We start from the raw sequence: 26,594 nt of genomic DNA on the forward strand, positions 1-26,594 counted from the left end.
AGGCCCAACGGAACGCCTACACTGCCCCTCCCGCCAAAGGAGCTTTGCCATGCTGATCGTCGCCGACGAAAACATCCCCCTGCTTGATGCATTTTTCCAAGGGTTCGGCGAAATCCGCCGGGTGCCGGGCCGGGGGATCGACCGGACGATGGTCGAACACGCCGACGTGCTGCTGGTACGTTCGGTCAGCCAGGTCAATCGGGCCCTGCTGGAAGGCAGCAAGGTGCGCTTCGTCGGCACCTGCACCATCGGCACCGATCACCTGGACCTGGATTATTTCGCCGAGGCCGGTATCCGCTGGGCCAGCGCGCCGGGCTGCAATGCCCGTGGCGTGGTGGACTATGTGCTGGGCAGCCTGATGACCCTGGCAGAAATCGAAGGTGCAGCGCTCGCGCAACGAACCTTCGGCGTGGTTGGCGCAGGCCAGGTGGGCGGTCGGTTGATCGAGGTGCTCAAGGGGTTGGGCTGGGCCGTGAAGGTCTGCGATCCGCCGCGTCAGGCCGCCGAGGGGGGCGAATATGTGAGCCTGGAGCAGATCATCGAGCAGTGCGATGTGATCAGCCTGCACACACCATTGACCCGAGACGGTGAGCAACCGACCTGGCACCTGTTCGACGAGGCGCGTCTGAACCGGCTCAAGCCCGGGACCTGGTTGATCAATGCGGCCCGAGGCCCGGTGATCGACAACGCCGCGCTACGCGAAGTGTTGCTGGAGCGCGAAGACCTGCAAGCGGTGCTGGATGTCTGGGAGCAGGAGCCCACCGTGGATGTGGACCTGGCCGATTTGTGCGTGATCGCTACCCCGCACATTGCCGGTTATAGCCTCGATGGCCGCCAGCGTGGCACCGCCCAGATCTACCAGGCCTTGTGCGCTTTCCTGGAGCGGCCGGTTGAAGTCAGCCTCAGCGACCTGTTGCCTCGGCCTTGGCTGGGCGGCGTTACCCTGGATGCCGAAGCCGACCCGGCCTGGGCCTTGGCGGCGCTGTGCCGGAGCGTGTACGACCCCCGTGGCGACGACGCGAACTTTCGTCGCAGCCTGGTGGGCACAGTCGGCGAACAACGCAGTGCGTTCGATGCCTTGCGCAAGCATTATCCGCCACGGCGGGAAATCGACAACTTGAAGGTTCGTATCGAAGGGCAGTCGGCGGCCTTGCAACAGATCGTGGCGGCGCTGGGCTGTGAGAGCAAAGCTTGCTCGCGATGAACGCTGACGCGGTCAGGGGGGGGCGAGGAGTCTGCATCGCGGGCACGCCTTGCTCCCACAAGCTTTCTCGCAGAGCGGGGAGAAACCCATCGCTACAGGGTTGTAGGACGCTGGCAATGGGCAGTAAGCCAGGCTCATAGAAACAGTCATAAAAAACCCGACATCAAGGTCGGGTCCAATTGAAGACGGGCTGTATCACTTTTGTTCGGCAGGCTTGGCCAGTCGCTTTTCCAGCTCGCTGCAGGCTTTCTGGATCATGTCTTCGGTGATCGGTACTTCGCGTCCTTGGGCATCAATGAACGAGCAGCCCAGAGACTGGTCCGGTTGCGTGCGGATTACTTGAATCTTGTCGTCGCTGCTGTGTTGCAAGGACATGGCCTGTCTCCTCATCAGGATGTGTGCCTACTTTAATGTCGCCAGGTGACCGAGCCATGACACTCCTTGTAGGTTCATGGCGACACCTCCACTCAATCAGAAACACAGTTGCGTTTCCAGCCAGACTTTAGACCGATAACATCTAGCCCCTAGTCGTTGTGGTCATATTTAACCTGACTCATTCTGATTCAATTTGGTTTCGCTACGCTTTGGCGTCGCTGGCCGACCTTTTTCCTGCTGCATTATCGGATGCCCTTGATGCTTTCTTCCCGACATCGCCGTGCCATACGCCTGGCCAGCGGCTTCATCGCCCCTTACCGCAAACAGGTCGCCGGCGCCCTGCTGGCCTTGATTGTCACCGCCGGTATTACCTTGTCCATGGGCCAAGGCATCCGGTTGCTGGTGGACCAGGGTTTCATGACCCGCTCGCCGCACCTGCTCAATCAATCCATCGGCCTGTTCATGGTGCTGGTGGTTGGGTTGGCGATCGGTACGTTTTCACGTTTTTACCTGGTGTCCTGGATCGGTGAGCGGGTGGTGGCCGATATCCGGCGGATGGTCTTCAACCATCTGGTGTACTTGCACCCCGGTTTCTACGAAAACAACCGCAGTTCGGAAATCCAGTCGCGGCTGACCGCCGATACAACCTTGCTGCAATCGGTGATCGGTTCGTCGCTGTCGTTATTTTTGCGCAACGCCTTGATGGTGGTGGGTGGCATCGTGCTGCTGTTCATCACCAATCCCAAGTTGACCAGCATCGTGGTGATTGCCCTGCCGCTGGTATTGGCACCGATCCTGGTCTTTGGTCGTCGGGTGCGCAGTTTGTCGCGCCAGAGCCAGGACCGCATTGCTGACGTCGGCAGCTACGTCTCCGAAACCCTCGGCCAGATCAAGACCGTGCAGGCCTACAACCACCAGGTTCAGGATGAACAGCGATTCTCCGTGACGGTGGAGCAGGCGTTCGACACTGCCCGCAAGCGCATCGCCCAGCGGGCCTGGCTGATCACTCTGGTGATCGTGCTGGTGCTGGGCGCGGTGGGGGTGATGCTCTGGGTTGGTGGCATGGATGTGATCGCCGGGCGGATTTCCGGTGGTGAGCTGGCGGCATTTGTGTTTTATAGCCTGATCGTCGGCAGCGCCTTCGGCACGCTGAGCGAGGTGATCGGCGAGCTGCAACGGGCGGCGGGCGCGGCAGAGCGCATTGCCGAGTTGCTGCGTTCGGAGAACATCATCCAGCCGCCGGCCTCAGGGCTTGTGACCTTACCGGAGCGGGTCCGAGGCGATTTGCGCCTCGAAGGTGTGCGTTTTTCCTATCCCTCCCGGCCGGACAGTTATGCGGTCGACGGCCTCGACCTGACCATCAAGGCCGGCGAGACCCTGGCCCTGGTCGGGCCTTCCGGTGCGGGCAAGTCAACGGTGTATGACCTGCTGCTGCGCTTCTACGATCCGGTGCAAGGGCAGATCCTGCTCGACGACGTGCCGTTGACTCGACTCGATCCCCTGGACCTGCGCCGCCACTTCGCCCTGGTTTCACAAAACCCGGCGCTGTTTTTCGGCACGGTCGAAGAGAACATCCGCTATGGCAACCCGAGCGCGACGTCCGAGCAGGTGCGCGAGGCCGCGCAGATCGCTCACGCCCATGACTTCATCGAAAAAATGCCCAACGGCTACCAGACTCACCTCGGCGACGGCGGCCAGGGCTTGTCCGGCGGCCAGCGCCAACGCTTGGCCATCGCTCGGGCGTTGCTGGTGGACGCTCCGATCCTGCTGCTGGACGAAGCCACCAGCGCCCTCGATGCGCAAAGCGAACACCTGATCCAGCAAGCCCTGCCCAACCTGATGAAAAACCGTACGACCCTGGTTATCGCCCACCGTCTGGCCACGGTGAAAAATGCCGACCGGATCGCGGTAATGGACCAGGGCAAAGTGGTTGCGGTGGGCACTCACCAGGAGCTGGTTGCCAGCAATGCGCTGTACGCGCGGTTGGCGGCGTTGCAGTTCAATGTGGGGTTGGAGACGGCAACCGACTAAGAGCCCGAGTGTTCGCAGGTTCAGTGTTTCCCCCGGTCTGTATGTGGGGCTTGCTCGCGAAAGCGGTGTGCCAGCCAGCATCACCGTCACTGATACACCGCCTTTTCGGGCAAGCCCCCACAAGGTCTCGCGCCGAGCAAAAAGAAATGCCCGCATCTTTCGATGCGGGCATTTCTTTTCTCAGGAACAGCTTGCGCTAATAATCACTGATCATCGAAATACCGCTCATGCCAATCCACCAGCGGTTGCGGCGAATTGAGTTTCTGGCCGTAGATCACCGAGTACGACAACACGTTCTGCACGTATTTTCGGGTTTCGTCGAACGGTATGCTTTCGACCCAGACGTCGAAGCTCAAGTGGTCGGCGCCGCGCAGCCACTGGCGTACGCGACCGGGGCCGGCGTTGTAGGCCGCCGAGGCCAGGACGCGGTTGCCGTTGAACTGGCTGTGAACCTGGCTCAGGTAGGCCGTGCCCAACTGGATGTTCTTGTCCGGGTTCAATACTTGCCGTGGTGAGGCCAGGGGAATGCTGAACTTGCGCGCGGTTTCCTTGGCGGTGGCAGGCATCAGTTGCATCAGGCCGGAGGCACCGACGTGGGAGCGGGCGTCGTCCATGAAGGCGCTCTCCTGGCGGGTAATGGCGAACGCCCAACTTGGATGCAAACCACGGATCTTGGCTTCGCGCACCAGGGTGTCGCGGTGGGCCATCGGGAAGCGGATGTCCAGGTCGTCCCAGTACTTGGCTTGGCTGATGGTGCGAATGGCCGGGAAATACCACTTCAGGTCATAAGCCAGTTTTGCCTGGGCGACCATTTCGTCCCGGTTGAAATGACGGCTGACGTGATACCACTCGCGGCGTCCGTCGACGATGTCCCCGCGGGCATGAAATTCCAGTGCCCGACGCACACCGGGGGTGTTGCGCACTTTGTTGATCAGCGCCTGGTTCATCACCAGCGGCTTGTTGATGAGCGAGTACGGCGACTGGGAACGGTCGGCGGCCAGGAAACCATAGAAATCCCGTTCGCGGGCCAGGTGCTTGTAGAGCGCCAGCGCCTCGGGGTTTTGCGGCTGCGCCAGTTCCAGCGTGCGGGCCTGCCAGTACCGCCAGCGATTGGTGCTGGACAGCGATTCGGGCAGGCGACGGGTCAGTTGGTACGCATCGTCCCAGCGGGCCAGGCGCAGCAGCAGACGCAAACGCCATTCCGAAACGCTGTCATCGCGCAATTCCGGGTCGTATTTCGTCATCACGTCCAAGGCTCGGCTGTCGAAGCGCTTGGCCAGGGTCAGGCCGATTTCCCGGGCAATCGCGACTTTTTCATCGCGAGAAAAATGCATGCTGCTGGCGTAGCCGTCCAACAGCGCCAAGGCCTTTTTCGGATCCTGGCGGGCCAGACGACGCAGGCCGAGGCTGACGATATCGGACATCGGTCCATCGGCCGGGGTGAAGCGCGAGGGCTGGTTGAGCAATTCGGGTTTTTGCGCCACGTCCACGAGCAACTTGCCGCGGGGGGCGAGGGTGGTCAGGCCACTGACCAGGCTTTTGGCCAGCGGAAAGTTGCGGGCCTGGGCCGCCAGTTTTATGCGTTCCCAGCGTTTCTGTTCGGTCAACTGGCCTTGGGAAGCCCATAGGCCGAACAATGCATCGCACGCCTGGGGTTGGGATTTGCCGGAGAGCCAGAGCTTTTCGGTATTGGCATAGCCTTCGGCCTTCAAGCCATGGCTGAGCTGGTACCGGGCGTTAAGGCAGTCCAGTTCGGTGAAATTGAGCTTGGGGTTGTAATACTTGACGAAGGTCTTCCAGTCGCCGCGTTCGGTCAGCCAACGCAGCCAGCGCAGCTTCATCCAGTTGGCCTGGGGCAGGTCACCATGTTCGGCGAGAAACTTCTCGATTTCGGCGTTGCTGGCGCTCTTGAGGCGAGCGGTCAATTCGTCGTAGGCCAGGTAGGGCTCCAGTGGATAATCGCGCAGGGCCTGGCTGTAGCGAAAGTAGGGGGCGGAATCACCCTTGGCCAAGGCGCGCTTGGCCTCGTCGTAATACTGGCGTTGAGTAGATATATCCACCGCCTGTGCGGATTGAACGGCTGTGGCACATACAAAAAGACACGAGATAACACTGAAAAGGCGACTGCGCATGAGACGTCCGGGCATAAAAAAACATGACAAGCCCAAGGGGTAACCCAGGGTAACTGTCTGTAGCTTAGCCTTTTGCCAGCAGTCGGCGAAAGCTTTGCAGGGCTGTCGGTGCAAGTTCGCAACATTTGTTGTGCGCAGAGCTTCGATGGCGAAATTGGCGGACCCTTTGGGGTCTCATCTCAGGTAGAATGCGCGCCCGGTTTTTGGAGAAGCTCATGACCCTGCTCAAATTCAGCGATGTGTCCCTTGCTTTCGGCGCGATGCCGTTGCTGGACAAGGTGTCCTGGCAGATCGCCCGTGGTGAGCGGGTGTGCATCATCGGCCGCAACGGCACTGGTAAGTCCAGCATGATGAAGCTGGTCAAGGGCGATCAAAAGCCTGACGACGGCTCGGTCTGGCGCGCGCCAGGCCTGAAAATCGGCGAATTGCCCCAGGAACTGCCGGTGGCCGACGAGCGGACCGTATTCGACGTGGTCGCCGAAGGCCTGGACGGTGTCGGTGCGCTGCTGGCCGAGTATCACCATCTGAGCCAGAACATCGTCACCGATGCCGACCTGGACAAATTGATGCACGTGCAGCACGACCTTGAAGCCCGAGACGGCTGGCGTCTGCAGCAACTGGTCGACAGCACCCTGAGCCGCCTGCAATTGCCGGCCGACAAGACCCTGGCCGAGTTGTCCGGTGGTTGGCGTCGCCGCGTCCTGCTGGCCCAGGCCCTGGTCTCCGAGCCGGACCTGCTGCTGCTCGACGAACCGACCAACCACCTGGACATCGGCGCCATCGCTTGGCTTGAAGAAGCCTTGAAAGATTTCCAGGGGGCGGTGCTGTTCATCACCCACGACCGTTCCTTCCTGCAAAACCTGGCGACGCGCATCCTCGAACTGGACCGCGGCGGCCTGATCGACTGGAACGGCGACTACGCCAGCTTCCTGGTGCACAAGGAGGCGGTGCTGGCGGCGGAAGAAACCGCCAACGCCCTGTTCGACAAGCGCCTGGCCCAGGAAGAAGTCTGGATCCGCCAGGGAATCAAGGCCCGTCGTACCCGTAACGAAGGCCGCGTACGGGCCCTCAAGGCCTTGCGCGTGGAGCGCAGCGAGCGTCGTGAGCGCACCGGCAAGGCCAACATCCAACTGGAAACGGCTGACAAGTCCGGCAAGCAGGTGATGGTGCTGGAAAACGTCAGTTTCGCCCATCCAGGCGGCCCGTTCCTGGTCAAAGACTTTTCCATGGTTCTGCAACGTGGCGATCGCATCGGCCTGCTGGGTGCCAACGGCACCGGCAAGACCACGCTGCTCAAGCTGATGCTCGGTGGCCTGGTGCCCACCAGCGGCAAGGTTGAAGAGGGCACGAAGATCGACGTTGCCTACTTTGACCAGTTGCGTCATCAACTGGACCTGGAAAAGACCGTGATCGACAACGTGGCCGAAGGTCGCGATTTCATCGATATCGATGGCCAGAGCCGCCATGTGCTGAGCTACCTCGGCGATTTCCTGTTCAGCCCCCAGCGTGCTCGTACGCCGGTCAAGGCGCTGTCGGGTGGCGAGCGCGCCCGTCTGTTACTGGCCAAATTGTTCAGCAAACCGGCGAACCTGCTGGTGCTCGACGAACCGACCAACGACCTGGACGTGGAAACCCTGGAGTTGCTGGAAGAGGTGTTGCTGACCTTCAACGGCACCGTGCTGATGGTCAGTCACGACCGGGCATTCCTCGACAACGTGGTCACCAGCACCCTGGTGTTCGAAGGCGAAGGCCTGGTGCGTGAATACGTCGGTGGTTATCAGGACTGGCTGCGCCAGGGCGGTTCGCCGCGTCTGCTGGGGGTAACCGAAAGCAAGTCCGGTAAGGCCGATCTGAATTCGGCTGTGGTCAAGGCCGAGCCAGTACCGGTAGCTGCCGCAGCGGCCCCAGCCAAGAAAAAGCTCAGCTACAAGCTACAGCGCGAACTGGAGGCGCTGCCGGGCGATATCGATGCGAAGGAACAGCAGATCGCCGCCGTTGAGGCCGAGATGGCTGACGCCGGCTTCTACCAGCGGCCAGCGGCCGAAACCGCCAAGGTCATCGCGCGTCTGGAGCAGTTGCAGGCCGAGCTGGACGCATTGGTCGAGCGCTGGGCTGAGCTGGACGCTTGATCCCATGCTGTAAAAAAAATCCCGGTGTTGCGTGGTGAGCACCGGGATTTCTATTTGAAACACTATTGCTGTGGGGGCAGGCTTGCTCGCGAAAGCGGTGTATCAGTCGACTTCGATATTGACTGTTATGACGTTTTCGCGAGCTAGCCCGCTCCTACACAGGGTTACGTGCGCTTGATCAGATGTACTGCCAGCACGTCGCAGGGTGCGCCATGCAGCACGTCATTGGCAGTCGAGCCCAGCAACAGCGCCAGGCCGTGGCGACCATGGCTGCCGACCACAATCAGGTCGCAACCCTGCTCCTTGGCCAGGTGATGGATCTCCTGGCGCGGCTGGCCGTAGGTCAGGTGGCTGAACTCCTTTTTCAGGGTAGGGTATTTCACGATCAGTCGGTCAAGGCGTTCTTTGGCCTGGTCGAATTGCTGTTGTTGCAACTGGGAAAGGTCCATGGGCACGTCGCCGCCGAAGGCCATGGCCATCGGTTCGACGATGTGTACCAGCGACAGCTTGGTGTCCCGGCCTTCGCAAAGGGCGAGGGCGCGCTTGACGACCGGATCGCATTCTTCGGTGAGGTCGACGGCGACCAGAACATGTTCGTAGTACATGGGAAACACTCCAGAGAATTGCAATACGGTAAGTATGGCTGGTTTCAAGCGCATTGATGGCGACGTGGCTCAATGGGCTCATCAGAATTCGGGAGTACGAATATGACGGTCTGGATAGTGGTGTCAATCCTGTTGGTGGTGTTAAGTCCGTTGGCATGGTTGCGACCGTCCCGTGTTCAGAGCGCTCGCATGACCCTGCGCATGGAGGCGCGACGCCTGGGCCTGGCCATGCAGCTGGCGCCGCAGGAGTGGCCGCACTGGCTCGGTCAGCAGCCGCCAAACCCCTGCGCCCAGTACCACCGGCCCCGGCGGGGCAAGGAGCCGGCGGTCTGGAGCTATTGGCAGACTGCGCCAGGCGTCTGGGTCAACCAGTGGCGGGAAGTCTGCCAGGACGAGGTGCTGGTCAATCATTTCGAAAAATTGCCGGCCAACGTCTACAAAGTCGAAGCTGACCGGCAAATGATCGCCTTGTACTGGGGCGAGAAGGGCGAAGCCACTGTTTTGCAGGATATTTGCGCGGTGCTCAAAGCGCTGGCCTGAGCGGATTTAGCTGCGTAGGAGCCGTCGAGCTGAGCGAGGCTGCGATTTTTACCCGGGCCATTGAGTCTCAAGATCAAAAAATCGCAGCCTTCGGCAGCTCCTGCCAGCATAAAAAAGCCCGACAGTCTCATCGGGCGGGTTGGCCAGGCAGGCCGGTAATCAAACGCGTACCAGGGCGTGCGTTCGTAACGCCCTTCACTCCCAAATGTTCAATCGCGCTCCCGACAGCGTAGACGGCTGGATCCGGCCTGTCTGGAATTAGGGCGATTTTTCTAATTATTGATCCTATGAATAGCGGCTCATGCGGCGCCGTGTTGTGGACCCGTGCGATACGGAATATGACCGTGAAGTCGCGTTCACGCCTGTGTTTAGGGCGATTGACAATTGTCGGAAATTCCGTGAAGGTGACGTACCCAAATCAAACGGGCGTATGAATTGAGCGTTTGTATTTTCAGAATGCTCCTACAGACCCCGACTATCGCGTTGACGGGTGTGCCTGGCGGATTGGCGTAGCATCGACGGTAACGTCAATGCCGAATCAGTGGTCAGCGTTCAACGTGTACTGTTCAGCTTCCATATCGTGGAGATCAGTTGATGATTTACGAAGGTAAAGCCATCACGGTTAAGGCTCTTGAAAGTGGCATCGTCGAATTGAAATTCGACCTCAAGGGTGAGTCCGTCAACAAGTTCAACCGTCTAACCCTGAATGAATTGCGTCAGGCCGTGGACACTATCAAGGCAGATGCTTCGATCAAGGGTGTGATCGTCAGCAGCGGCAAGGACGTGTTCATCGTCGGCGCCGACATCACCGAATTCGTCGACAACTTCAAGCTGTCCGATGCCGAACTGATCGCTGGCAACCTCGAAGCCAATCGTATTTTCAGCGACTTCGAAGACCTCAACGTACCGACCGTCGCGGCCATCAACGGCATCGCCCTGGGTGGCGGTCTGGAAATGTGCCTGGCAGCGGATTACCGCGTCATGTCCGCCACGGCCAGGATCGGCCTGCCGGAAGTCAAGCTGGGCATCTACCCAGGCTTCGGCGGCACCGTGCGCCTACCGCGTCTGATCGGTGCCGACAACGCTATCGAGTGGATTGCCGCAGGCAAGGAAAACCGTGCCGAAGACGCGCTGAAAGTCGGTGCCGTGGATGCTGTGGTCGAACTTGGCAAGCTCCAGGAGGCGGCCCTTGAAACCATCAAGCGCGCCATCAGCGGCGAATTCGACTACAAGGCCAAGCGTCAGCCGAAGCTGGAAAAGCTCAAGCTCAACGCCATTGAACAAATGATGGCCTTCGAAACCGCCAAGGGTTTCGTGGCCGGTCAGGCAGGCCCGAACTACCCGGCGCCGGTCGAAGCGATCAAGACCATCCAGAAAGCCGCGAACTTCGGTCGCGACAAGGCCCTGGAAGTCGAGGCCGCCGGCTTCGTCAAGCTGGCCAAGACCTCGGCTGCGCAAAGCCTGATCGGTCTGTTCCTCAATGACCAGGAACTGAAGAAAAAGGCCAAGACCTACGACGAAATCGCCAGTGACGTGAAGCAGGCTGCCGTACTCGGCGCCGGCATCATGGGCGGCGGTATCGCCTACCAGTCGGCGTCCAAAGGCACGCCGATCCTGATGAAGGACATCAACGAGCACGGGATCGAGCAAGGCCTGGCCGAAGCCGCCAAGTTGCTGGTCGGCCGTGTCGACAAAGGTCGCATGACCGCTGCGAAGATGGCTGAAGTGCTCAACGGCATTCGTCCGACGCTGTCCTACGGTGATTTCGGCCATGTCGATCTGGTGGTTGAAGCCGTTGTCGAGAACCCGAAGGTCAAGCAGGCGGTACTGGCTGAAGTCGAAGACAAGGTCAAAGAGGACACCATCCTGGCCTCGAATACCTCGACCATCTCCATTTCGCTGCTGGCCAAGGCTCTCAAGCGTCCGGAGAACTTCGTCGGCATGCACTTCTTCAACCCGGTGCACATGATGCCGCTGGTGGAAGTGATCCGCGGCGAGAAGTCCAGCGAACATGCCGTTGCCACCACCGTGGCCTACGCCAAGAAAATGGGTAAGAACCCGATCGTCGTCAACGACTGCCCGGGCTTTTTGGTCAACCGCGTACTGTTCCCGTACTTCGGCGGGTTCGCCAAGCTGGTCAGCGCCGGTGTCGACTTCGTGCGCATCGACAAGATCATGGAAAAATTCGGCTGGCCAATGGGCCCGGCGTACCTGATGGACGTGGTCGGCATCGACACCGGCCACCACGGTCGCGACGTCATGGCTGAAGGCTTCCCGGACCGCATGAAGGACGACCGCCGTTCGGCTGTCGACGTGCTCTACGAAGCCAAACGCCTGGGCCAGAAGAACGGCAAGGGCTTCTACGGCTATGAGACCGACAAGCGCGGTAAGCAGAAGAAAGTCGTCGACTCGTCGGTGCTGGAAGTGCTCAAGCCGATCGTCTACGAGCAGCGCGAAGTCACCGACGAGGACATCATCAATTGGATGATGATCCCGCTGTGCCTCGAAACCGTGCGTTGCCTGGAAGATGGCATCGTCGAAACCGCCGCCGAAGCCGACATGGGTCTGGTCTACGGTATCGGTTTTCCTCCATTCCGTGGCGGTGCGCTGCGTTACATCGATTCGATCGGTGTGGCCGAGTTCGTTGCCCTGGCTGACCAGTACGCTGATTTGGGCGCGCTGTACCGCCCGACCGCGAAGCTGCGTGAAATGGCCAAGAACGGCCAGTGCTTCTTCGGTTAAGCGCCCAACGACTAGAGCGAGAGAACATTTATGAGCTTGAATCCTAGAGACGTCGTGATTGTCGACTTCGGTCGTACGCCGATGGGCCGCTCCAAGGGCGGCATGCACCGCAACACCCGCGCCGAAGACATGTCGGCGCACCTGATCAGGAAGCTGCTGGAGCGCAACGTCAAGGTTGACCCCAACGAAGTCGAAGACGTGATCTGGGGCTGTGTGAACCAGACCCTGGAGCAGGGCTGGAACATTGCCCGCATGGCCTCGCTGATGACCCAGATTCCTCACACGGCGGCGGGACAGACCGTCAGTCGCCTGTGCGGTTCGTCCATGAGCGCACTACACACCGCCGCCCAGGCGATCATGACCGGCAACGGTGACGTGTTCGTTGTCGGTGGTGTCGAGCACATGGGCCACGTGAGCATGATGCATGGCGTCGATCCGAACCCGCATATGTCGCTGTACGCGGCAAAAGCCTCGGGCATGATGGGCCTGACTGCGGAAATGCTTGGCAAAATGCACGGCATCACCCGCGAACAGCAGGACGCTTTTGGCGTGCGCTCCCACCAGCTCGCCCACAAGGCGACCGTGGAAGGCAAGTTCAAGGATGAGATCATCCCGATGCAGGGCTACGACGAGAACGGCTTCCTGAAGCTGTTCGACTACGACGAAACCATTCGTCCGGAAACCACCCTGGAAAGCCTGGCGGCCCTCAAGCCGGCATTCAATCCGAAGGGTGGCACCGTGACAGCTGGTACCTCGTCGCAGATCACCGACGGTGCCTCGTGCATGATCGTGATGTCGGCCCAACGTGCCCAGGACCTGGGTATCCAGCCGATGGCGGTGATTCGTTCGATGGCCGTGGCGGGTGTGGACCCCGCGATCATGGGCTATGGTCCAGTACCGGCCACGCAGAAAGCCTTGAAGCGTGCAGGCTTGGGTATTGCCGATATCGACTTCTTCGAACTCAACGAAGCTTTCGCCGCGCAGGCCCTGCCAGTGCTGAAAGATTTGAAAGTGCTCGACAAGATGAACGAGAAGGTTAACCTGCACGGCGGCGCGATCGCCCTGGGTCACCCATTCGGTTGCTCCGGTGCACGCATCTCCGGCACGCTGCTCAACGTCATGAAGCAGAATGGCGGCACCTTTGGTGTGTCCACCATGTGTATTGGTCTCGGCCAGGGCATTGCCACTGTCTTCGAACGCGTCTAAGCGTTGCGTCGATGGAAGCCGGGGCCAAGTGCCCCGGTTTTTGTTTTTTCGGGTTTAGTAAAAAAAAGATTTTGTTTTTATTTTGAAAAAATTTGAGTGAGTGCCGAGCATGCCGATACAACCTGGGCTCTACCAGCATTACAAAGGTCCGCAGTACCGTGTATTCAGCATCGCGCGGCATTCCGAGACCGAGGAAGAAGTGGTCTTCTATCAAGCCCTGTATGGCGATTACGGCTTTTGGGTGCGCCCCTTGAGCATGTTCGAAGAGTCCGTCGAGGTTGACGGGGAACAGGTGCCACGCTTTGCTTTGGTGCAGGCCGAGGAAAGCATTTTTCCCAAGCCTTGAGGCCGGCATGCGGGCAACCCTGCGCTTGACCTCACCTTGCAGCCACTATATATAGCGGTGCCGCGTCAGGCGCCAACCGCCTTTCACTTTTTAGAATTCAGGAATTTTCTGATCCATGGGCAAATCGCTGGTCATTGTGGAATCCCCGGCTAAGGCCAAGACCATCAACAAGTATCTGGGCAACCAATACGTGGTGAAGTCGAGTATCGGCCATATCCGAGACCTGCCCACCAGCGGTTCGGCTAGCGCCAACAAGGAGCCAGCCGCCAAGCGCGGCAAGGCTGCCGCCGGTGAAGTGCCGGCGCTGTCGCCGAAAGACAAGGCGCGCAAGCAGCTGGTCTCACGCATGGGGGTCGATCCGGAACACGGCTGGAAAGCCAAGTACGAGATCCTTCCGGGCAAGGAAAAGGTCATCGAAGAGCTGCGCCGGCTCGCCAAGGATGCCGACACCATCTATCTCGCGACGGACTTGGACCGCGAAGGGGAAGCCATTGCCTGGCACCTGCGCGAAGCCATTGGTGGGGATGACAGCCGCTACAAGCGCGTGGTGTTCAACGAAATTACCAAGAAGGCCATCCAGGAAGCCTTCTCCCAGCCGGGCGAGCTGGATATCGATCGGGTCAATGCTCAACAGGCGCGTCGCTTCCTCGACCGCGTGGTGGGTTACATGGTCTCGCCCCTGCTGTGGGCCAAGATCGCCCGTGGTCTGTCGGCCGGTCGTGTGCAGTCGGTCGCGGTAAAGCTGGTGGTGGAGCGCGAGCGTGAGATCCGTGCGTTCATCCCTGAAGAGTACTGGGAAGTCCACGCCGACCTCGGCACCGCCAAGGGCGCCACCGTACGCTTCGACGTGGCCCGGGAGAAGGGCGAGGCCTTCAAGCCGCTCAACGAAGCCCAGGCCATGGTGGCGCTGGAGAAGCTCAAGGCTTCCAGCTACAGCATCGTCAAGCGCGAAGACAAACCGACCAGCAGCAAGCCGTCGGCGCCGTTCATCACCTCCACGCTGCAACAGGCCGCGAGCAATCGCCTGGGTTTTGGCGTGAAGAAAACCATGATGATGGCCCAGCGTCTTTACGAAGCTGGTTACATCACCTATATGCGTACTGACTCGACCAATCTTTCGGTCGATGCCGTGGCGATGGCGCGCACATATATAGAAAGCGAGTTCGGCAAGAAATACCTGCCGGACACGCCGAACGTCTACAGCAGCAAGGAAGGCGCGCAGGAGGCTCACGAAGCGATTCGTCCGTCCGACGCCAATACCGAGCCAAGCAAGCTGTCGGGCATGGAGCGTGATGCCGAGCGTCTCTACGAGCTGATCTGGCGCCAGTTCCTGGCCTGTCAGATGCTGCCGGCGCAATACCTGTCGACTACGGTCAGCGTCGGTGCTGGCGACTTCGAACTGCGTGCCAAGGGTCGCATCCTGAAGTTCGACGGCTACACCCGCGTCATGCCGCAAATCACCAAGCCTGGGGATGACGACGTCCTGCCGGACATGGCCCAGGGCGACGTGATGAAGCTGATCAAGCTTGATCCGACTCAGCATTTCACCAAGCCACCGGCTCGTTACTCCGAAGCCAGCCTGGTCAAGGAAATGGAAAAGCGCGGCATCGGTCGTCCTTCGACCTACGCAGCCATCATCTCCACCATCCAGGACCGCGGCTATGTGGCGCTGCACAACCGTCGTTTCTATTCGGAAAAGATGGGTGACATCGTTACCGAGCGTTTGTCCGAGAGCTTCTCGAACCTGATGGACTACGGCTTCACCGCCGGTATGGAAGAGAACCTCGACGATGTGGCCCAGGGCGAGCGCGACTGGAAAAACGTTCTCGACGAGTTCTACGGCGACTTCAAGAAAAAGCTCGAAGTGGCCGAAAGCCCTGACAGTGGCATGCGCGCCAATCAGCCGGTCATGACCGATATCCCGTGCCTGACCTGCGGGCGTCCGATGCAAATCCGTACCGCCTCGACCGGTGTATTCCTGGGTTGCTCGGGCTACAGCCTGCCACCCAAGGAGCGCTGTAAGGCGACAGTCAACCTGGTGCCGGGCGACGAAATCGCTGCGGACGACGAGGGGGAATCGGAATCCCTGGTGCTGCGCGGCAAGCATCGCTGCCCGATCTGCAGCACGGCGATGGACGCCTACCTGCTGGATGAAAAGCGTAAGCTGCACATCTGCGGCAACAACCCGGACTGTGCTGGCTACGAGATCGAAGAGGGCACTTATCGCATCAAGGGCTACGAAGGCCCGAGCCTGGAATGCGACAAGTGTGGCAGTGAGATGCAGCTCAAGACCGGCCGTTTCGGCAAGTTCTTCGGTTGCACCAACCCGACCTGCAAAAACACCCGCAAACTGCTCAAGAGTGGTGACGCGGCGCCGCCGAAGATGGATCCGGTGAAGATGCCTGAGCTCAAGTGCGAGAAGGTCAACGACACCTACATCCTGCGCGACGGCGCCTCCGGCCTGTTCCTGGCGGCCAGCCAGTTCCCGAAAAACCGCGAGACCCGCGCACCGTTGGTGATGGAAATCGTGCCGCACAAGGACGAGATCGATCCGAAGTACCATTTCCTCTGTGCAGCGCCGCAGAAGGATCCGGAAGGGCGCCCGGCGGTCATTCGCTACAGCCGCAAGACCAAGGAGCAGTACGTGCAAACCGAAGTCGAGGGTAAGCCGACTGGCTGGAAAGCGTACTACGACGGTGGTAAGTGGGCGGTGCAAGACAAGAGCTGATGGCAGCACTCACGTGTGACGAGGGGGCTTGCGCCCGCTGGACCGGTCCGACGTTTCGGGCGTAGCTGCCCCAATAAGTCTCAAGTGAGCAAAAGGCCGCATGACAACCCATAGGTTTTCATGCGGCCTTTTTGTTTTTGGCTTGCAGTGGCCTCGGTTGATCCATGACACTGTCGCACTTGCGTGACGCTTTCATTTCGTTGGGGAGATGCCGCCATGGCCCACGAACTCTATACCCGCACCAATCAGAAAATCTATTTCGCCGGTCTGTCGCTCGAGGCGCTCACCAGGGCCGAGGATGGGCGTGCGATGAATTCCCCGGCATTGCTCCAGGCAGGACGCGAATCCGCGTTGTTTCACCTGTACGGTGCGTTATTGGGGTTGTGCCATGAAATTGCCGGTTTCTATCGCCTGCCACAAGCGAATGCGCCACGGGCCGAGCTGTTGTTGACCCGCGAAGTGCTGGAAACCATTGCTATCCCGGAATTGGCCGAAATGGTCGAGCTGGCGCATAACCCGGAAACCTGGCTGGCGAAGCTATTGACGGCCCATGCGGCGCTGTTCGAGCCGCCGCGGGCCCCACGCAAGCCCAAGGGGGACGTGACCCAGCCGTTGATCGTGGCGGTCAATCTGGACGAGCAAGAACCTGAGCAGGAGTTGAGCCGGGAGGAGCTGGAGAGCTGGCGCCAGAACCTCAAGAGCTTGGCGATACGCTTTCGTGAAGGGTTGAACGAGTGCTGAGTTTCCCCTCGGCCCGTTACCTTCGATGATAACGCTTGGTCAAGATCCCGAGCGGAGCCTGGCCGATGACTATATAATCCTCGACTTTCGTGGAGAACAGACTTTTATGCCAACGTCCTTTCTAGAAATTGTCGAACTTCCTGATGGCCGCATCGAGCTGCGCAGGGCTGAGGACGAGGGGTCTCTGGTTACCCTGAACTTCTCCGAAGACGCCAAGGTATTCCTCCAGGGCCAACACGTTGAAGTCGCCAAGGCGATGCTGAGCGTGGGCGTCCAGATGGCAGGTCGCCTGGTTGAAGGCGAATTCAATAAGGAAGAGGGGCCGCGGGTTCTTCATTGATCCCGTCCGTCGGCTTTTTTGACGGTGTGGCTGGTCGGCTTCTCTTCCTTGGAGAAGCCCCGCGTTTGTCTTAGCCCAATCGAATATTGAGACTTTGTGCGTCCCCGATACGGGCGGCGCTGATCAACTGTTGCCGTGCGGTCGCGGTTAACAGGTTGAGCCAACTGACCACGGTGTGGCTACGGCCCAGGCGCAAGGCTTCGCAGGTCAACTGTTGGGCGCTTTGGGTACCCCGCGGTTGCAGCAACAGGATGCGTTCGCGGTTCAGGCCGGCATCTCGCAGCCAGGCCTGGGTGACGCTGGCCGGTGGTGCGATCAGCGTCAGCCAGCGAGCATCCTGGTCCTGGCTGAGTTCCCGCAGAATCGGCGCCAGCAGGTTCAGGCAGTTTCCGGCCGCACCACGTAACGACAGTTCGCTGAAAGCCTCAGGCTCGACGCCCCAGGGCGACTCGATGACCTCTTTCAGGACTGGAGCCAGCGGTTGGGCCATGAATGCCTCGAACAGCGGAAGTTGTGTGTGTTGTGGTGTGTGAGGGAACTGCATAAAGCCTCCTTTAGCGGCGAATGACGCCGACGCTCAAGCCTTCGATGACCAGGTCCTGATCTTTCAGATTCACTTCGATGGGCGCGAACTCCGGGTTCTCAGCGATGAGCCAGACTTTGCTGCCGTCGCGCTTGAAGCGCTTGACGGTTACCTCGTCGCCGATTCGCGCCACCACGATCTGACCATTGCGGGCTTCGCGGGTGGTGTGAACTGCCAGGAGGTCACCGTCGAAGATGCCGATGTCCTTCATGCTCATGCCGTGTACACGAAGCAGGTAATCGGCCCGAGGATGGAAGAACGAAGGATTGATGTTGCAGGACTCCTCGACATGCTGCTGGGCGAGGATCGGTGCGCCTGCCGCGACCCGGCCGATGATCGGCAGGGTGGTTTCGTCGGCCTTGGCTTCGAAGCCGGGGATGCGAATGCCACGGGATGCGCCCGGGGTCATTTCGATCGCACCCTTGCGCGCCAGCGCCTTGAGGTGTTCTTCAGCCGCGTTGGGCGACTTGAACCCTAGTTCCTGGGCGATTTCCGCACGGGTTGGCGGGTAGCCGTTGTCTTCGAGGCAGCGTTTGATGAAGGCCAGAATCTCTGCTTGGCGTGGCGTCAGCTTTAGCATATTGATCGCTCTGTCTTTTTATACAGTGACTGGGATTATATACAGTGAACACCGCTTGGCAATCCTCCTTTTTCCACAGGCCGCTGGACGGTCGGTCGGGTTGTTGGATGCGACATGGCTACCACCCGTGAAAAGGTGTGGTTAAATACGTGACCGGGCATTCGCAAAACGCCCCGGCAGGCTTGACAACCCCTAGGCTGAAACGTATGTTTCAAACAAGTGTTTGTCAGGCGGAGTAACCATGGCCCAGTCGGAAACCGTTGAACGCATTCTCGATGCTGCCGAGCAGTTGTTCGCGGAAAAAGGTTTCGCTGAAACCTCGTTGCGTCTGATCACCAGCAAGGCCGGGGTGAACCTGGCGGCGGTGAACTATCATTTCGGCTCGAAAAAGGCCCTGATCCAGGCGGTATTCTCGCGGTTCCTCGGGCCTTTCTGCCTCAGCCTCGATCGCGAGCTGGAGCGTCGGCAGGCCAAGCCTGACGTCAAGCCGACCCTGGAAGAGCTCCTGGAAATCCTGGTCGAGCAAGCCCTTGTCGTGCAACCGCGCAGCGGTAACGACCTTTCCATTTTCATGCGCCTGCTGGGCCTTGCCTTCAGTCAGAGCCAGGGCCACCTGCGACGTTACCTGGAAGACATGTACGGCAAGGTTTTCCGGCGCTACATGCTGCTGGTCAACGAGGCCGCACCGCGCATTCCGCCCATCGAGTTGTTCTGGCGGGTGCACTTCATGCTCGGCGCCGCGGCGTTCAGCATGTCCGGTATCAAGGCGTTGCGCGCCATCGCTGAAACCGATTTTGGCGTGAACACCTCGATCGAGCAGGTGATGCGCCTGATGGTGCCGTTCCTGGCAGCCGGCATGCGTGCCGAAAGTGGTGTCACCGATGAAGCCATGGCAGCCGCGCAATTGCGTCCGCGCAGTAAATCGACACCGGCGCTGGCCAAGGCGTAAGCGCACGGGTGGGCGCGGCTGCCGACATCCGCTAAGCTAGCCGCCCATGCCGACTCTCGTTTCGAACCCGTTCCATTTTTCATTGCATGACCGCGACCTGCCGGGCCTTGGTCCCAGCGGTGTGGTCGTGCCTGTGTTACCGCGCGGGTTCATCGTTATTAAGGAAATGCTATGACTGCTGGCCTGCAAGGCTCGTTGATGGTGGACGTCGCCGGTACCTGGCTGACGGCCGAAGATCGCCACCTGTTGCGCCAGCCCGAGGTAGGCGGTCTGATCATTTTTGCGCGCAATATCGAGCATCCACGTCAGGTGCGCGAGCTGAGCGCGTCGATCCGCGCTATCCGCCCCGATCTTTTATTGGCGGTGGATCAGGAAGGTGGCCGCGTCCAGCGGCTGCGCCAGGGTTTTGTGCGGTTGCCGGCGATGCGGGCGATAGCCGACAACCCGAACGCGCAATACCTGGCCGAGCAGTGCGGCTGGATCATGGCCACCGAGGTGTTGGCGGTCGGCCTCGACTTGAGCTTTGCCCCGGTGCTGGACCTCGATTACCAGCGCAGCGCCGTCGTCGGCAGCCGTTCCTTCGAAGGCGACCCCGAGCGCGCTGCGTTGTTGGCCGGTGCCTTCATCCGCGGCATGAACGCCGCCGGGATGGCCGCCACCGGCAAGCATTTCCCGGGGCATGGCTGGGCCGAGGCCGATTCCCACGTGGCGATTCCGAACGATGAGCGTAGCCTGGAGCAGATTCGCGCCAACGACCTGGTACCGTTTGCCAGGCTGAGCAAGCAACTGGCCGCCGTCATGCCGGCCCATGTCATCTACCCGCAGGTCGACGCCAACCCAGCCGGGTTTTCCCGCCGCTGGCTGCAGGACATCCTGCGCGGCGAGTTGCAATTCGATGGGGTGATCTTCAGTGATGATCTGTCGATGGCCGGTGCTCATGTGGTTGGTGATGCTGCCAGCCGTATCGAGGCGGCTTTGACGGCGGGTTGTGACATGGGCCTGGTGTGCAACGACCGTGCTGCCGCGGAGTTGGCCTTGAGCGCGGCCCAGCGCCTGAAGGTCAAGCCTTCGGCGCGGATCGCCCGCATGCGCGGCCAGGCCTACGCCTCCACTGAATACCGTCAGGACCCTCGCTGGCTGGCGGCGCACGGCGCGCTGAGGGCTGCCCAGTTGGTTGATTAAGGAGTTGTCATGACTGGCATGAGTAATGATCGGCGGTGCCCATGACCCAGCCAATTGAGGCGCTTCTTGAGACTGATTGGGGAGAAAGCTTCCATCAGCGTTACCTTGAGCGAGGGTTCGACTACGCCGAGAGAGCGCGAGTACGGATACTGCGGATAGATGAGCAATCGATTCACGCCGAATGCGAGGGTGGCGGCGATAATGTTTATCAGCAGGTGATCGCGCTCACTCGTTATCGGGGCTACGACGGCGTTCGTTACGAATGTTCGTGCCCGGTCGGTGACAGCTGCAAGCACTGCGCTGCCGTCATGTTCCATTTGATGTGGAATCCGCAAGCGCTGGAGGCCGGCTCCGCCAGCGAGCGCCTGAGTTCTGAACTTGAAACCTGGATCAAGTGTATTCCCGAGTGGGACGCCGATTCGCTACCGAGCAAAAAAGACGCCGATGTCCGGATCTTCTACAAACTCAAGAAGACGCACTTAGGGCAGTGGCTTTTGGAACTCTTCAAGGGGCGCCAGCTCGATGATGGTTCCCTGAAGGATCTGAAAGCGTTTGGCCAACTGACGGACATGCTGAATCGTTTTCCGAATTATATGTCCGACGTCGACAAGCAAATTGGCCAGTCGCTTATCAGCAGTCAGCATTATCACAGCCAGAACAGCTTTCCGTTGCAAGGTCGCAGCGGCGCCGAAGTGCTGGCGCTGGCATTGCATTCCTCACGCTTGTTCCTGGATTTCGACCCGCCGCAGCCATTGGGCGCAGGTCCGCTAAAAAATGCGCAGTTTTTCTGGGCTGAGCAGGCCAATGGCAACTATCGGTCTCGGTGGCGCAGTGGCGATCAGGTACTGGATAACCTCCTGGTGCTTGAGCCGCTTCATTATCTGGATTTATCGCGCAGGGAACTTGGCCGGCTGTCCTATGAAATGGACGACAAATTGGCGTGCCATTTATGCCATGCGCCGGAGGTACCCGCTCGGGATGTCGTGCTTTTCAGCCATAGGATCAACGCTGTCGACCGACCTATCCCGCCGCCGAAAGAACTGACTGAGCGCATCATCGAAGGTGTTGAACCGCGAGCGGTGTTGACGTTGGGAAGTGCAATCAACTTCCGGCACTGGAAATCTGTTCCAGAACATCGCGCGGCACTGACCTTTATTTATGATGGTCATGTGGCGGACGACAAAGCATCCACCGAACTGTCGATCCTGTCCGGAACCGAAATTTTGCGCATTGAGCGTAAGCCGGATGTCGAGCAGGCCTTTCGCACTGTTCTGCGTAAGGTAGGTTTCAAGAAAACAAGTCGCAAGAGCCTTGCGCTGGCGGACATCGGGGGTGAGCTATTTCAAATGGCGGATGACGACGCCTGGTTGGCCTTCATGGACAAAGGCCTGCCGCGATTGCGTGCCGCCAATTGGCAGATCGATATCGAAGCGGGTTTTCATTTCGATCTGCAACCGGTGGAGCAGTTGTACGCCGACATCGAGGAGTCTCCCGGTCGAGAGTGGTTCGATTTACAACTGGGCATTGTCGTGGATGGGAAACGGCACAGCCTGCTGCCGATCTTGCTTCATCTGCTTCGCTCAAGCCCCGAGATGATGGATCCGGACAACCTTGATCGGCGTGGTGATGAAGAGTTGATGTTGCTCGATCTCAACGGCGGAAAATTCGGTGCGGGTCCTGGTGTGAAGGTCGCGTTGCCATATGGGCGGGTCAAGCCGCTGATGGCAACGCTTGGTGAGTTGTACATGAAGGAGCACCGGGGTGACTCGATACGGTTGAATGCCTTTGATGCGGCCAGGTTGAATGTGCTTGAAAGCGTGCCATTGACCTGGCAAGGCGGGGAGCGGTTGCGTACGTTCGCCAAGCGATTACACGAGTCGACTCATGCTCATGTCCCGGCGCCGGCGGGGCTCAAAGCCACCCTGCGACCTTATCAACTGGAAGGGCTCAATTGGATGCAGACCCTGCGCGAGCTGGAAGTCGGCGGCATCCTGGGCGATGACATGGGCTTGGGTAAAACCTTGCAGACCCTGGCTCACCTGCTTTGTGAGAAGCAGGCCGGGCGCCTGGATGTCCCGGCGCTTGCAGTCATGCCCACCAGTCTGATTCCCAACTGGCTCGACGAAGCGGCACGCTTCACGCCGCAGCTCAACGTCGTGGCGCTTCATGGTGCAGCCCGGCAAAAAGATTTCGCCAGCCTTGCACAGTACGACCTGGTTCTGACGACTTATGCCTTGTTGCCGCGGGATTTGGAGGTGCTGAAACCCCAGGCCTGGAGTGTGCTGATTCTCGATGAAGCGCAGAACATCAAGAGCCCCACCAGCAAGGCCGCCCAGGCTGCTCGCGAACTCAATGCCCGGCAGCGCTTGTGCCTGTCCGGTACGCCCCTGGAAAATCACTTGGGCGAACTCTGGTCGCTGTTTCATTTCCTCCTGCCCGGCTGGTTGGGGGATAACAAAAGCTTCAACCGAGACTACCGGACGCCGATCGAAAAACATGGCAACAGCGAGCGAATGCACCATCTGACGGCGCGAATAAAACCGTTTCTACTGCGGCGTAAAAAGGAACAAGTCGCTACTGAGCTGCCACCCAAGACTGAAATCGTCCATTGGGTCGACCTCAGTGACGGGCAGCGGGATGTCTATGAAACTGTGCGTGTGGCCATGGACAAGAAAGTGCGCGACGAAATCGCTCGAAGCGGAGTGGCCCGTAGCCAGATTATCATTCTCGATGCGTTGCTCAAGTTACGCCAGGTCTGCTGCGACCTGCGGCTGCTCAATACCGTACAGACCGCCAAAGCGCTACGTTCCGGCAGCGGCAAGTTGGTCAGTTTAATGGAGATGCTCGAAGAGTTGCTCAGCGAAGGGCGCAAGATTCTGCTGTTTTCCCAGTTCACCTCGATGCTGGCCCTGATCGAGGAGGAACTGCAAAAGCACAGCCTGACCTATTCCTTACTGACCGGATCCACCACGGATCGCCGCACCCCGGTGAGGGAATTTCAGAGTGGCAAGGTGTCGCTGTTTCTAATCAGCCTCAAGGCCGGCGGTACGGGGCTCAATCTGACGGCTGCCGACACGGTGATTCACTTCGATCCGTGGTGGAACCCAGCGGTGGAAAATCAGGCGACCGACCGGGCTTATCGGATCGGTCAAAACAAGCCAGTGTTCGTCTACAAGCTGATTGCCCGAGGCACGGTGGAAGAGAAGATACAGGCGCTTCAGGAGGACAAGGCTGCGTTGGCGGGCAGCCTGCTGGATGGCGGCGCGACGGGTGGGTGGAAGCTTGAGCAGAGCGATATCGAAGCGTTGTTTGCACCGTTGCCCAAGACCTGATTCACCGGCACATTCACTGGCTATGTCGCCTGATAGTCAGCCATCGGGAGCAGGCTCGCTCCCACATTAGAACGGGCCGGGCTCCGGCTTTGTGGGCGCGGCAAATCCCCTGTGGGAGCCGAGCAAGCTCAGCTCCCACAGGAAACGGTGTGAATCAGCGCTTCTCGAGTTTGTCCGGCAGCGGCGCGAACAGTGCTTCGATATCGTCGCTCTGCAGTTTCCAGTCTCCGGCCACGCGTCCGTCCAGTACGCCGGCCGCGAGGTCGGATTTTTCCTTTTGCAGTAGCTGGATCTTCTCTTCCACTGTGCCTCGAGCAATCAACTTGTAGACGAACACCGGCTTTTCCTGGCCGATGCGGTAGGCGCGGTCGGTCGCCTGGTTTTCGGTCGCCGGGTTCCACCACGGGTCGTAGTGAATCACTGTGTCGGCCTCGGTCAGGTTCAGGCCTACACCACCGGCCTTGAGGCTGATCAGGAAGATCTGACGCTTGCCACTCTGGAATTCCTTGACGGGCGTGCGTCGGTCCCGGGTCTGGCCGGTCAGGAGGGCGTAATCGACGCCGCGTTTCTTCAGTTCATCTTCAATCAGCGCCAACATGGACGTGAACTGGGAAAACAGCAGCACCCGGCGACCTTCTTCAAACAGCTCTTCGAGCATTTCCATCAGGCTGTCGAGCTTGCCCGAGGTGCTGCCTCGGACGGGCAGGGTGGCGTCGTTGATCAGGCGCAGGTCGCAACACACCTGGCGCAGCTTGAGCAGCGCCTCGAGAATGATGATCTGGCTGCGGGCCACGCCCTTGCGAGTGATTTCGTCGCGGACTTTTTTGTCCATCGCCAGGCGCATGGTTTCGTAGACGTCTCGCTGGGCGTCGCTGAGCTCGACCCAATGGATGATCTCGGTCTTGGGCGGTAATTCCGTCGCCACTTGCTCCTTGGTCCTGCGCAGCAGGAAAGGTTTTATCCGGCCGTTGAGGTGCTGCAGTCGTACATCGCTGCCACGCTTTTCGATCGGTACACGGTAGTCGCGGTTGAAACTCTTGATGTCCCCGAGCCAGCCCGGCAGCAGGAAGTGAAACAGCGACCACAATTCGCCCAGGTGATTTTCCAGGGGCGTGCCGGACAGGCACAGCCGTTGGCGGGCGTTGAGCTCCCGGGCGGCCTGGGCGGCTTTGCTGGTGGGGTTCTTGATGTACTGGGCTTCATCGAGGATCAGCACGTGCAATGGCTGCGCAGCCAGACGCTCGACATCCTTGGGCAGCAGGGCATAGGTGGTGAGGACCAGGTCGTAATCGGCCAGCCGGTCGAAATGCTGCTTGCGCCCGGCGCCGTAAAGCGCCAATACCTTGAGCTGCGGCGTGAAGTGAGCTGCCTCGTCGAGCCAGTTGGGGATCAGGCTGGTCGGCATGACCACCATGCACGGCCGGTCGAGGCGTCCGGCGTGTTTTTCGCTGAGAATGTGCGCCAGAGTCTGTAGGGTTTTGCCCAGGCCCATGTCGTCCGCGAGAATGCCGCCGACTTCCAGCTGCCGCAGCGATTGCATCCAGCTCAAGCCTTCGAGTTGATACGGCCGCAGCCTCGCATTCAGGCCCTCTGGCGCGGTCGCGGTGTAATCCTTGATGTCCCGCAGGCGTTGGGCCAGGCCGCGAATGTGTTCGCCACCCTCCCAGGTCAACGGTATGTCCTGCAGCGGATTCAGGCGCAGGGCGTCCGCGCTGTTGAGGCGCAGTTTGGTGGTGCCGGGCTCTTGCAGGTAAAACTCGCCCAGGGTCGCCAGCACCGGTTTCAGCCGGCCATAGGGCAGGGCCACTTGCTGCGGGCCGAACTCCGAGTTCGGACGGTTGGGCAGGTTGACCAGAATGAGCTCGTCGTCTCGGCGCCTGGCCAGGCGTTCCGGGTTGAACAGTTCGATGTGCGAGCGCATCAGGTTCAGCAGGATCGGCAGCAGGCTCAGGCGCTCACCGTTGACGATGATCCCCAGTTCCAGGTCGAACCAGTCCCGCTCCGGCGTTTGCTCGACGGTGGCGTACCACTCGTCCACGGCCGTCAGGTCGAAGCCGAAGTCTTCGTCGATCTGCAGTTCCCAGCCCTGGGTACGCAGTTTCGGCAGGTCATTGAGGGTGAACGTCAGCCAGGCGCTGTCGTTGACCATCTCGTACAGTTCGCCGGCGCTTTCCGGCAGGGCCTTGCTTTGTCGGGTCGCGACCTTGAAACCGAGGATTCGCAGCTGTTCGCGGTAGGACTGTTCCACATCGGTGTGGCGTTTTATCCGCAGTGTCTGGGTTTCCTGGCGAATCAGCACGTCGGTGTTGCGCTGGCCGCTGACGTATTCGTCCAGGTAACTGAACGACAGCGCGGCGCGGTGTTGAATGTAGCGCTGCATCTTGCCGTTGCGCGGCTCGAAGGCGCTGAACTCGACACTGGCCAGCCACAGGCGCGGCACCGGTTGCACGTTGTCCACCAGCACTTGTGGCGGGGCCTTGGGGCTGCGGTTGTCCAGCACCGCCTGAAGTTTCTCCAGCAATTGCGCGTCTTTTTCGGCGGCCGGGTAGGCCAGGGTTTCCTGGACTTGCAGCAGCACCGCCGCGCAGTGCTTGCAGTTGATGCGCACCGGGCAGGAGCACGCGGCTTCGAGCAGAATCAGGGTGCCCTTGGCTGACTCTTTAAGGCGAATGGTCTGACGGTAGACGTTTCCGCCAGAGCCTTCGCAACTGGCGGTGATGGTGCTGTCGCCGGCCTCGACGATCCTGACACGGTTTTCCAGCGCATAACGGCGCCCGCGTTCCAGGCTCTGTTCCTTGAATCGATTGACCCAGGAAGGTGCCAGGGGTTTGCTCAGGGGCGAAGGCATA

The 26,594-nt window shown here is 60.0% G+C and carries 19 protein-coding genes; 13 read left to right on the forward strand and 6 right to left on the reverse strand.

The annotated features are described in order from the left end of the window. The first annotated feature begins 49 nt into the window (after positions 1–49). A complete protein-coding gene (gene pdxB, locus AACY42_RS04255; protein WP_339476839.1) occupies positions 50–1,204 on the forward strand; it encodes a 4-phosphoerythronate dehydrogenase PdxB in 1,155 nt (384 codons plus the stop codon). 195 nt (positions 1,205–1,399) lie between these two features. On the opposite strand, the gene AACY42_RS04260 is transcribed toward pdxB, so the two are convergent. Further along, complete coding sequence (locus AACY42_RS04260) at positions 1,400–1,579, reverse strand: PA1571 family protein (RefSeq protein ID WP_339476842.1); 180 nt, start codon at positions 1,577–1,579, stop codon at positions 1,400–1,402. Between the two features lie 249 nt (positions 1,580–1,828). Between AACY42_RS04260 and AACY42_RS04265 the strand changes: the two genes are divergently transcribed. Further along, the gene (locus AACY42_RS04265; RefSeq protein WP_339476844.1) at positions 1,829–3,610 is read left to right on the forward strand and encodes an ABC transporter transmembrane domain-containing protein; all 1,782 of its coding nucleotides are present in this window, start codon (positions 1,829–1,831) and stop codon (positions 3,608–3,610) included. Positions 3,611–3,813: 203 nt separating this feature from the next. Here AACY42_RS04265 and AACY42_RS04270 read toward each other — a convergent pair whose 3' ends face one another. Beyond that, entirely contained in the window at positions 3,814–5,742 is a 1,929-nt protein-coding gene (locus tag AACY42_RS04270; RefSeq protein WP_339476846.1) for a transglycosylase SLT domain-containing protein, read from the reverse strand. Positions 5,743–5,957: 215 nt separating this feature from the next. On the opposite strand from AACY42_RS04270, the gene AACY42_RS04275 reads away from it, so the two are divergent. Next, complete coding sequence (locus AACY42_RS04275) at positions 5,958–7,871, forward strand: ATP-binding cassette domain-containing protein (protein ID WP_339476847.1); 1,914 nt, start codon at positions 5,958–5,960, stop codon at positions 7,869–7,871. A gap of 164 nt (positions 7,872–8,035) precedes the next feature. Here AACY42_RS04275 and AACY42_RS04280 read toward each other — a convergent pair whose 3' ends face one another. Beyond that, positions 8,036–8,476, reverse strand: coding sequence for a universal stress protein (locus AACY42_RS04280; protein ID WP_339476848.1), 441 nt, complete (start codon positions 8,474–8,476; stop codon positions 8,036–8,038). 102 nt (positions 8,477–8,578) lie between these two features. Here AACY42_RS04280 and AACY42_RS04285 point away from each other — a divergent pair, with 102 nt between their 5' ends. The 7 genes from AACY42_RS04285 (at position 8,579) to AACY42_RS04315 (ending at position 17,119) form a co-directional block, all read left to right on the forward strand. Continuing rightward, positions 8,579–9,016, forward strand: a complete 438-nt coding sequence (locus AACY42_RS04285) for a hypothetical protein (protein ID WP_339476850.1) — start codon at positions 8,579–8,581, stop codon at positions 9,014–9,016. 594 nt (positions 9,017–9,610) lie between these two features. Further along, positions 9,611–11,758 (forward strand): fatty acid oxidation complex subunit alpha FadB, encoded by a 2,148-nt coding sequence (gene fadB / locus AACY42_RS04290; RefSeq protein ID WP_339476851.1) that lies wholly within the window; start codon positions 9,611–9,613, stop codon positions 11,756–11,758. Positions 11,759–11,788: 30 nt separating this feature from the next. After that, positions 11,789–12,964 (forward strand): acetyl-CoA C-acyltransferase FadA, encoded by a 1,176-nt coding sequence (fadA, locus tag AACY42_RS04295; protein WP_018604861.1) that lies wholly within the window; start codon positions 11,789–11,791, stop codon positions 12,962–12,964. Positions 12,965–13,073: 109 nt separating this feature from the next. Beyond that, the gene (locus AACY42_RS04300) at positions 13,074–13,310 is read left to right on the forward strand and encodes a DUF1653 domain-containing protein (protein ID WP_339476853.1); all 237 of its coding nucleotides are present in this window, start codon (positions 13,074–13,076) and stop codon (positions 13,308–13,310) included. A 115-nt stretch (positions 13,311–13,425) separates the two neighbouring features. Then, positions 13,426–16,038 (forward strand): type I DNA topoisomerase, encoded by a 2,613-nt coding sequence (topA, locus tag AACY42_RS04305; RefSeq protein ID WP_339476854.1) that lies wholly within the window; start codon positions 13,426–13,428, stop codon positions 16,036–16,038. A gap of 216 nt (positions 16,039–16,254) precedes the next feature. Beyond that, on the forward strand, positions 16,255–16,779 hold the full coding sequence (locus tag AACY42_RS04310; RefSeq protein WP_339476855.1) for a DUF6586 family protein: 525 nt from the start codon (positions 16,255–16,257) through the stop codon (positions 16,777–16,779). A 106-nt stretch (positions 16,780–16,885) separates the two neighbouring features. Beyond that, the gene (locus AACY42_RS04315; RefSeq protein WP_003183419.1) at positions 16,886–17,119 is read left to right on the forward strand and encodes a hypothetical protein; all 234 of its coding nucleotides are present in this window, start codon (positions 16,886–16,888) and stop codon (positions 17,117–17,119) included. A gap of 70 nt (positions 17,120–17,189) precedes the next feature. Here the strand turns inward: AACY42_RS04315 and sulA are convergent, their stop codons facing one another. Together sulA and lexA are read right to left on the reverse strand one after the other, a co-directional pair. Next, entirely contained in the window at positions 17,190–17,663 is a 474-nt protein-coding gene (gene sulA, locus AACY42_RS04320) for an SOS-induced cell division inhibitor SulA (RefSeq protein ID WP_339476857.1), read from the reverse strand. Between the two features lie 10 nt (positions 17,664–17,673). Beyond that, positions 17,674–18,282, reverse strand: coding sequence for a transcriptional repressor LexA (lexA, locus tag AACY42_RS04325; RefSeq protein ID WP_003199651.1), 609 nt, complete (start codon positions 18,280–18,282; stop codon positions 17,674–17,676). 241 nt (positions 18,283–18,523) lie between these two features. Between lexA and AACY42_RS04330 the strand changes: the two genes are divergently transcribed. The 3 genes from AACY42_RS04330 (at position 18,524) to AACY42_RS04340 (ending at position 23,745) form a co-directional block, all read left to right on the forward strand. Next, positions 18,524–19,231, forward strand: coding sequence for a TetR/AcrR family transcriptional regulator (locus tag AACY42_RS04330; RefSeq protein WP_013692622.1), 708 nt, complete (start codon positions 18,524–18,526; stop codon positions 19,229–19,231). 171 nt (positions 19,232–19,402) lie between these two features. Beyond that, a complete protein-coding gene (nagZ, locus tag AACY42_RS04335) occupies positions 19,403–20,413 on the forward strand; it encodes a beta-N-acetylhexosaminidase (RefSeq protein ID WP_339476861.1) in 1,011 nt (336 codons plus the stop codon). Positions 20,414–20,454: 41 nt separating this feature from the next. Continuing rightward, positions 20,455–23,745 (forward strand): DEAD/DEAH box helicase, encoded by a 3,291-nt coding sequence (locus tag AACY42_RS04340; protein WP_339476863.1) that lies wholly within the window; start codon positions 20,455–20,457, stop codon positions 23,743–23,745. A 154-nt stretch (positions 23,746–23,899) separates the two neighbouring features. Here AACY42_RS04340 and AACY42_RS04345 read toward each other — a convergent pair whose 3' ends face one another. Beyond that, positions 23,900–26,593 (reverse strand): DEAD/DEAH box helicase, encoded by a 2,694-nt coding sequence (locus AACY42_RS04345; protein WP_339476865.1) that lies wholly within the window; start codon positions 26,591–26,593, stop codon positions 23,900–23,902. Position 26,594: the final 1 nt, after the last annotated feature.

The sequence above is a fragment of the Pseudomonas sp. RL_5y_Pfl2_73 genome (assembly GCF_963970515.1).
Classification (GTDB): Bacteria; Pseudomonadota; Gammaproteobacteria; order Pseudomonadales; family Pseudomonadaceae; genus Aquipseudomonas.

Coding starts and splice junctions, on each gene's coding strand:
- lexA (WP_003199651.1), bottom strand. CDS start 18,282: ATGCTAAAGCTGACGCCACGCCAAGCAGAGATTCTGGCCTTCATCAAA.
- nagZ (WP_339476861.1), top strand. CDS start 19,403: ATGACTGCTGGCCTGCAAGGCTCGTTGATGGTGGACGTCGCCGGTACC.
- AACY42_RS04340 (WP_339476863.1), top strand. CDS start 20,455: ATGACCCAGCCAATTGAGGCGCTTCTTGAGACTGATTGGGGAGAAAGC.
- AACY42_RS04285 (WP_339476850.1), top strand. CDS start 8,579: ATGACGGTCTGGATAGTGGTGTCAATCCTGTTGGTGGTGTTAAGTCCG.
- topA (WP_339476854.1), top strand. CDS start 13,426: ATGGGCAAATCGCTGGTCATTGTGGAATCCCCGGCTAAGGCCAAGACC.
- AACY42_RS04345 (WP_339476865.1), bottom strand. CDS start 26,593: ATGCCTTCGCCCCTGAGCAAACCCCTGGCACCTTCCTGGGTCAATCGA.
- AACY42_RS04270 (WP_339476846.1), bottom strand. CDS start 5,742: ATGCGCAGTCGCCTTTTCAGTGTTATCTCGTGTCTTTTTGTATGTGCC.
- AACY42_RS04300 (WP_339476853.1), top strand. CDS start 13,074: ATGCCGATACAACCTGGGCTCTACCAGCATTACAAAGGTCCGCAGTAC.
- AACY42_RS04315 (WP_003183419.1), top strand. CDS start 16,886: ATGCCAACGTCCTTTCTAGAAATTGTCGAACTTCCTGATGGCCGCATC.
- sulA (WP_339476857.1), bottom strand. CDS start 17,663: ATGCAGTTCCCTCACACACCACAACACACACAACTTCCGCTGTTCGAG.
- AACY42_RS04330 (WP_013692622.1), top strand. CDS start 18,524: ATGGCCCAGTCGGAAACCGTTGAACGCATTCTCGATGCTGCCGAGCAG.
- AACY42_RS04310 (WP_339476855.1), top strand. CDS start 16,255: ATGGCCCACGAACTCTATACCCGCACCAATCAGAAAATCTATTTCGCC.
- AACY42_RS04280 (WP_339476848.1), bottom strand. CDS start 8,476: ATGTACTACGAACATGTTCTGGTCGCCGTCGACCTCACCGAAGAATGC.
- AACY42_RS04260 (WP_339476842.1), bottom strand. CDS start 1,579: ATGTCCTTGCAACACAGCAGCGACGACAAGATTCAAGTAATCCGCACG.
- pdxB (WP_339476839.1), top strand. CDS start 50: ATGCTGATCGTCGCCGACGAAAACATCCCCCTGCTTGATGCATTTTTC.
- AACY42_RS04265 (WP_339476844.1), top strand. CDS start 1,829: ATGCCCTTGATGCTTTCTTCCCGACATCGCCGTGCCATACGCCTGGCC.
- fadB (WP_339476851.1), top strand. CDS start 9,611: ATGATTTACGAAGGTAAAGCCATCACGGTTAAGGCTCTTGAAAGTGGC.
- fadA (WP_018604861.1), top strand. CDS start 11,789: ATGAGCTTGAATCCTAGAGACGTCGTGATTGTCGACTTCGGTCGTACG.
- AACY42_RS04275 (WP_339476847.1), top strand. CDS start 5,958: ATGACCCTGCTCAAATTCAGCGATGTGTCCCTTGCTTTCGGCGCGATG.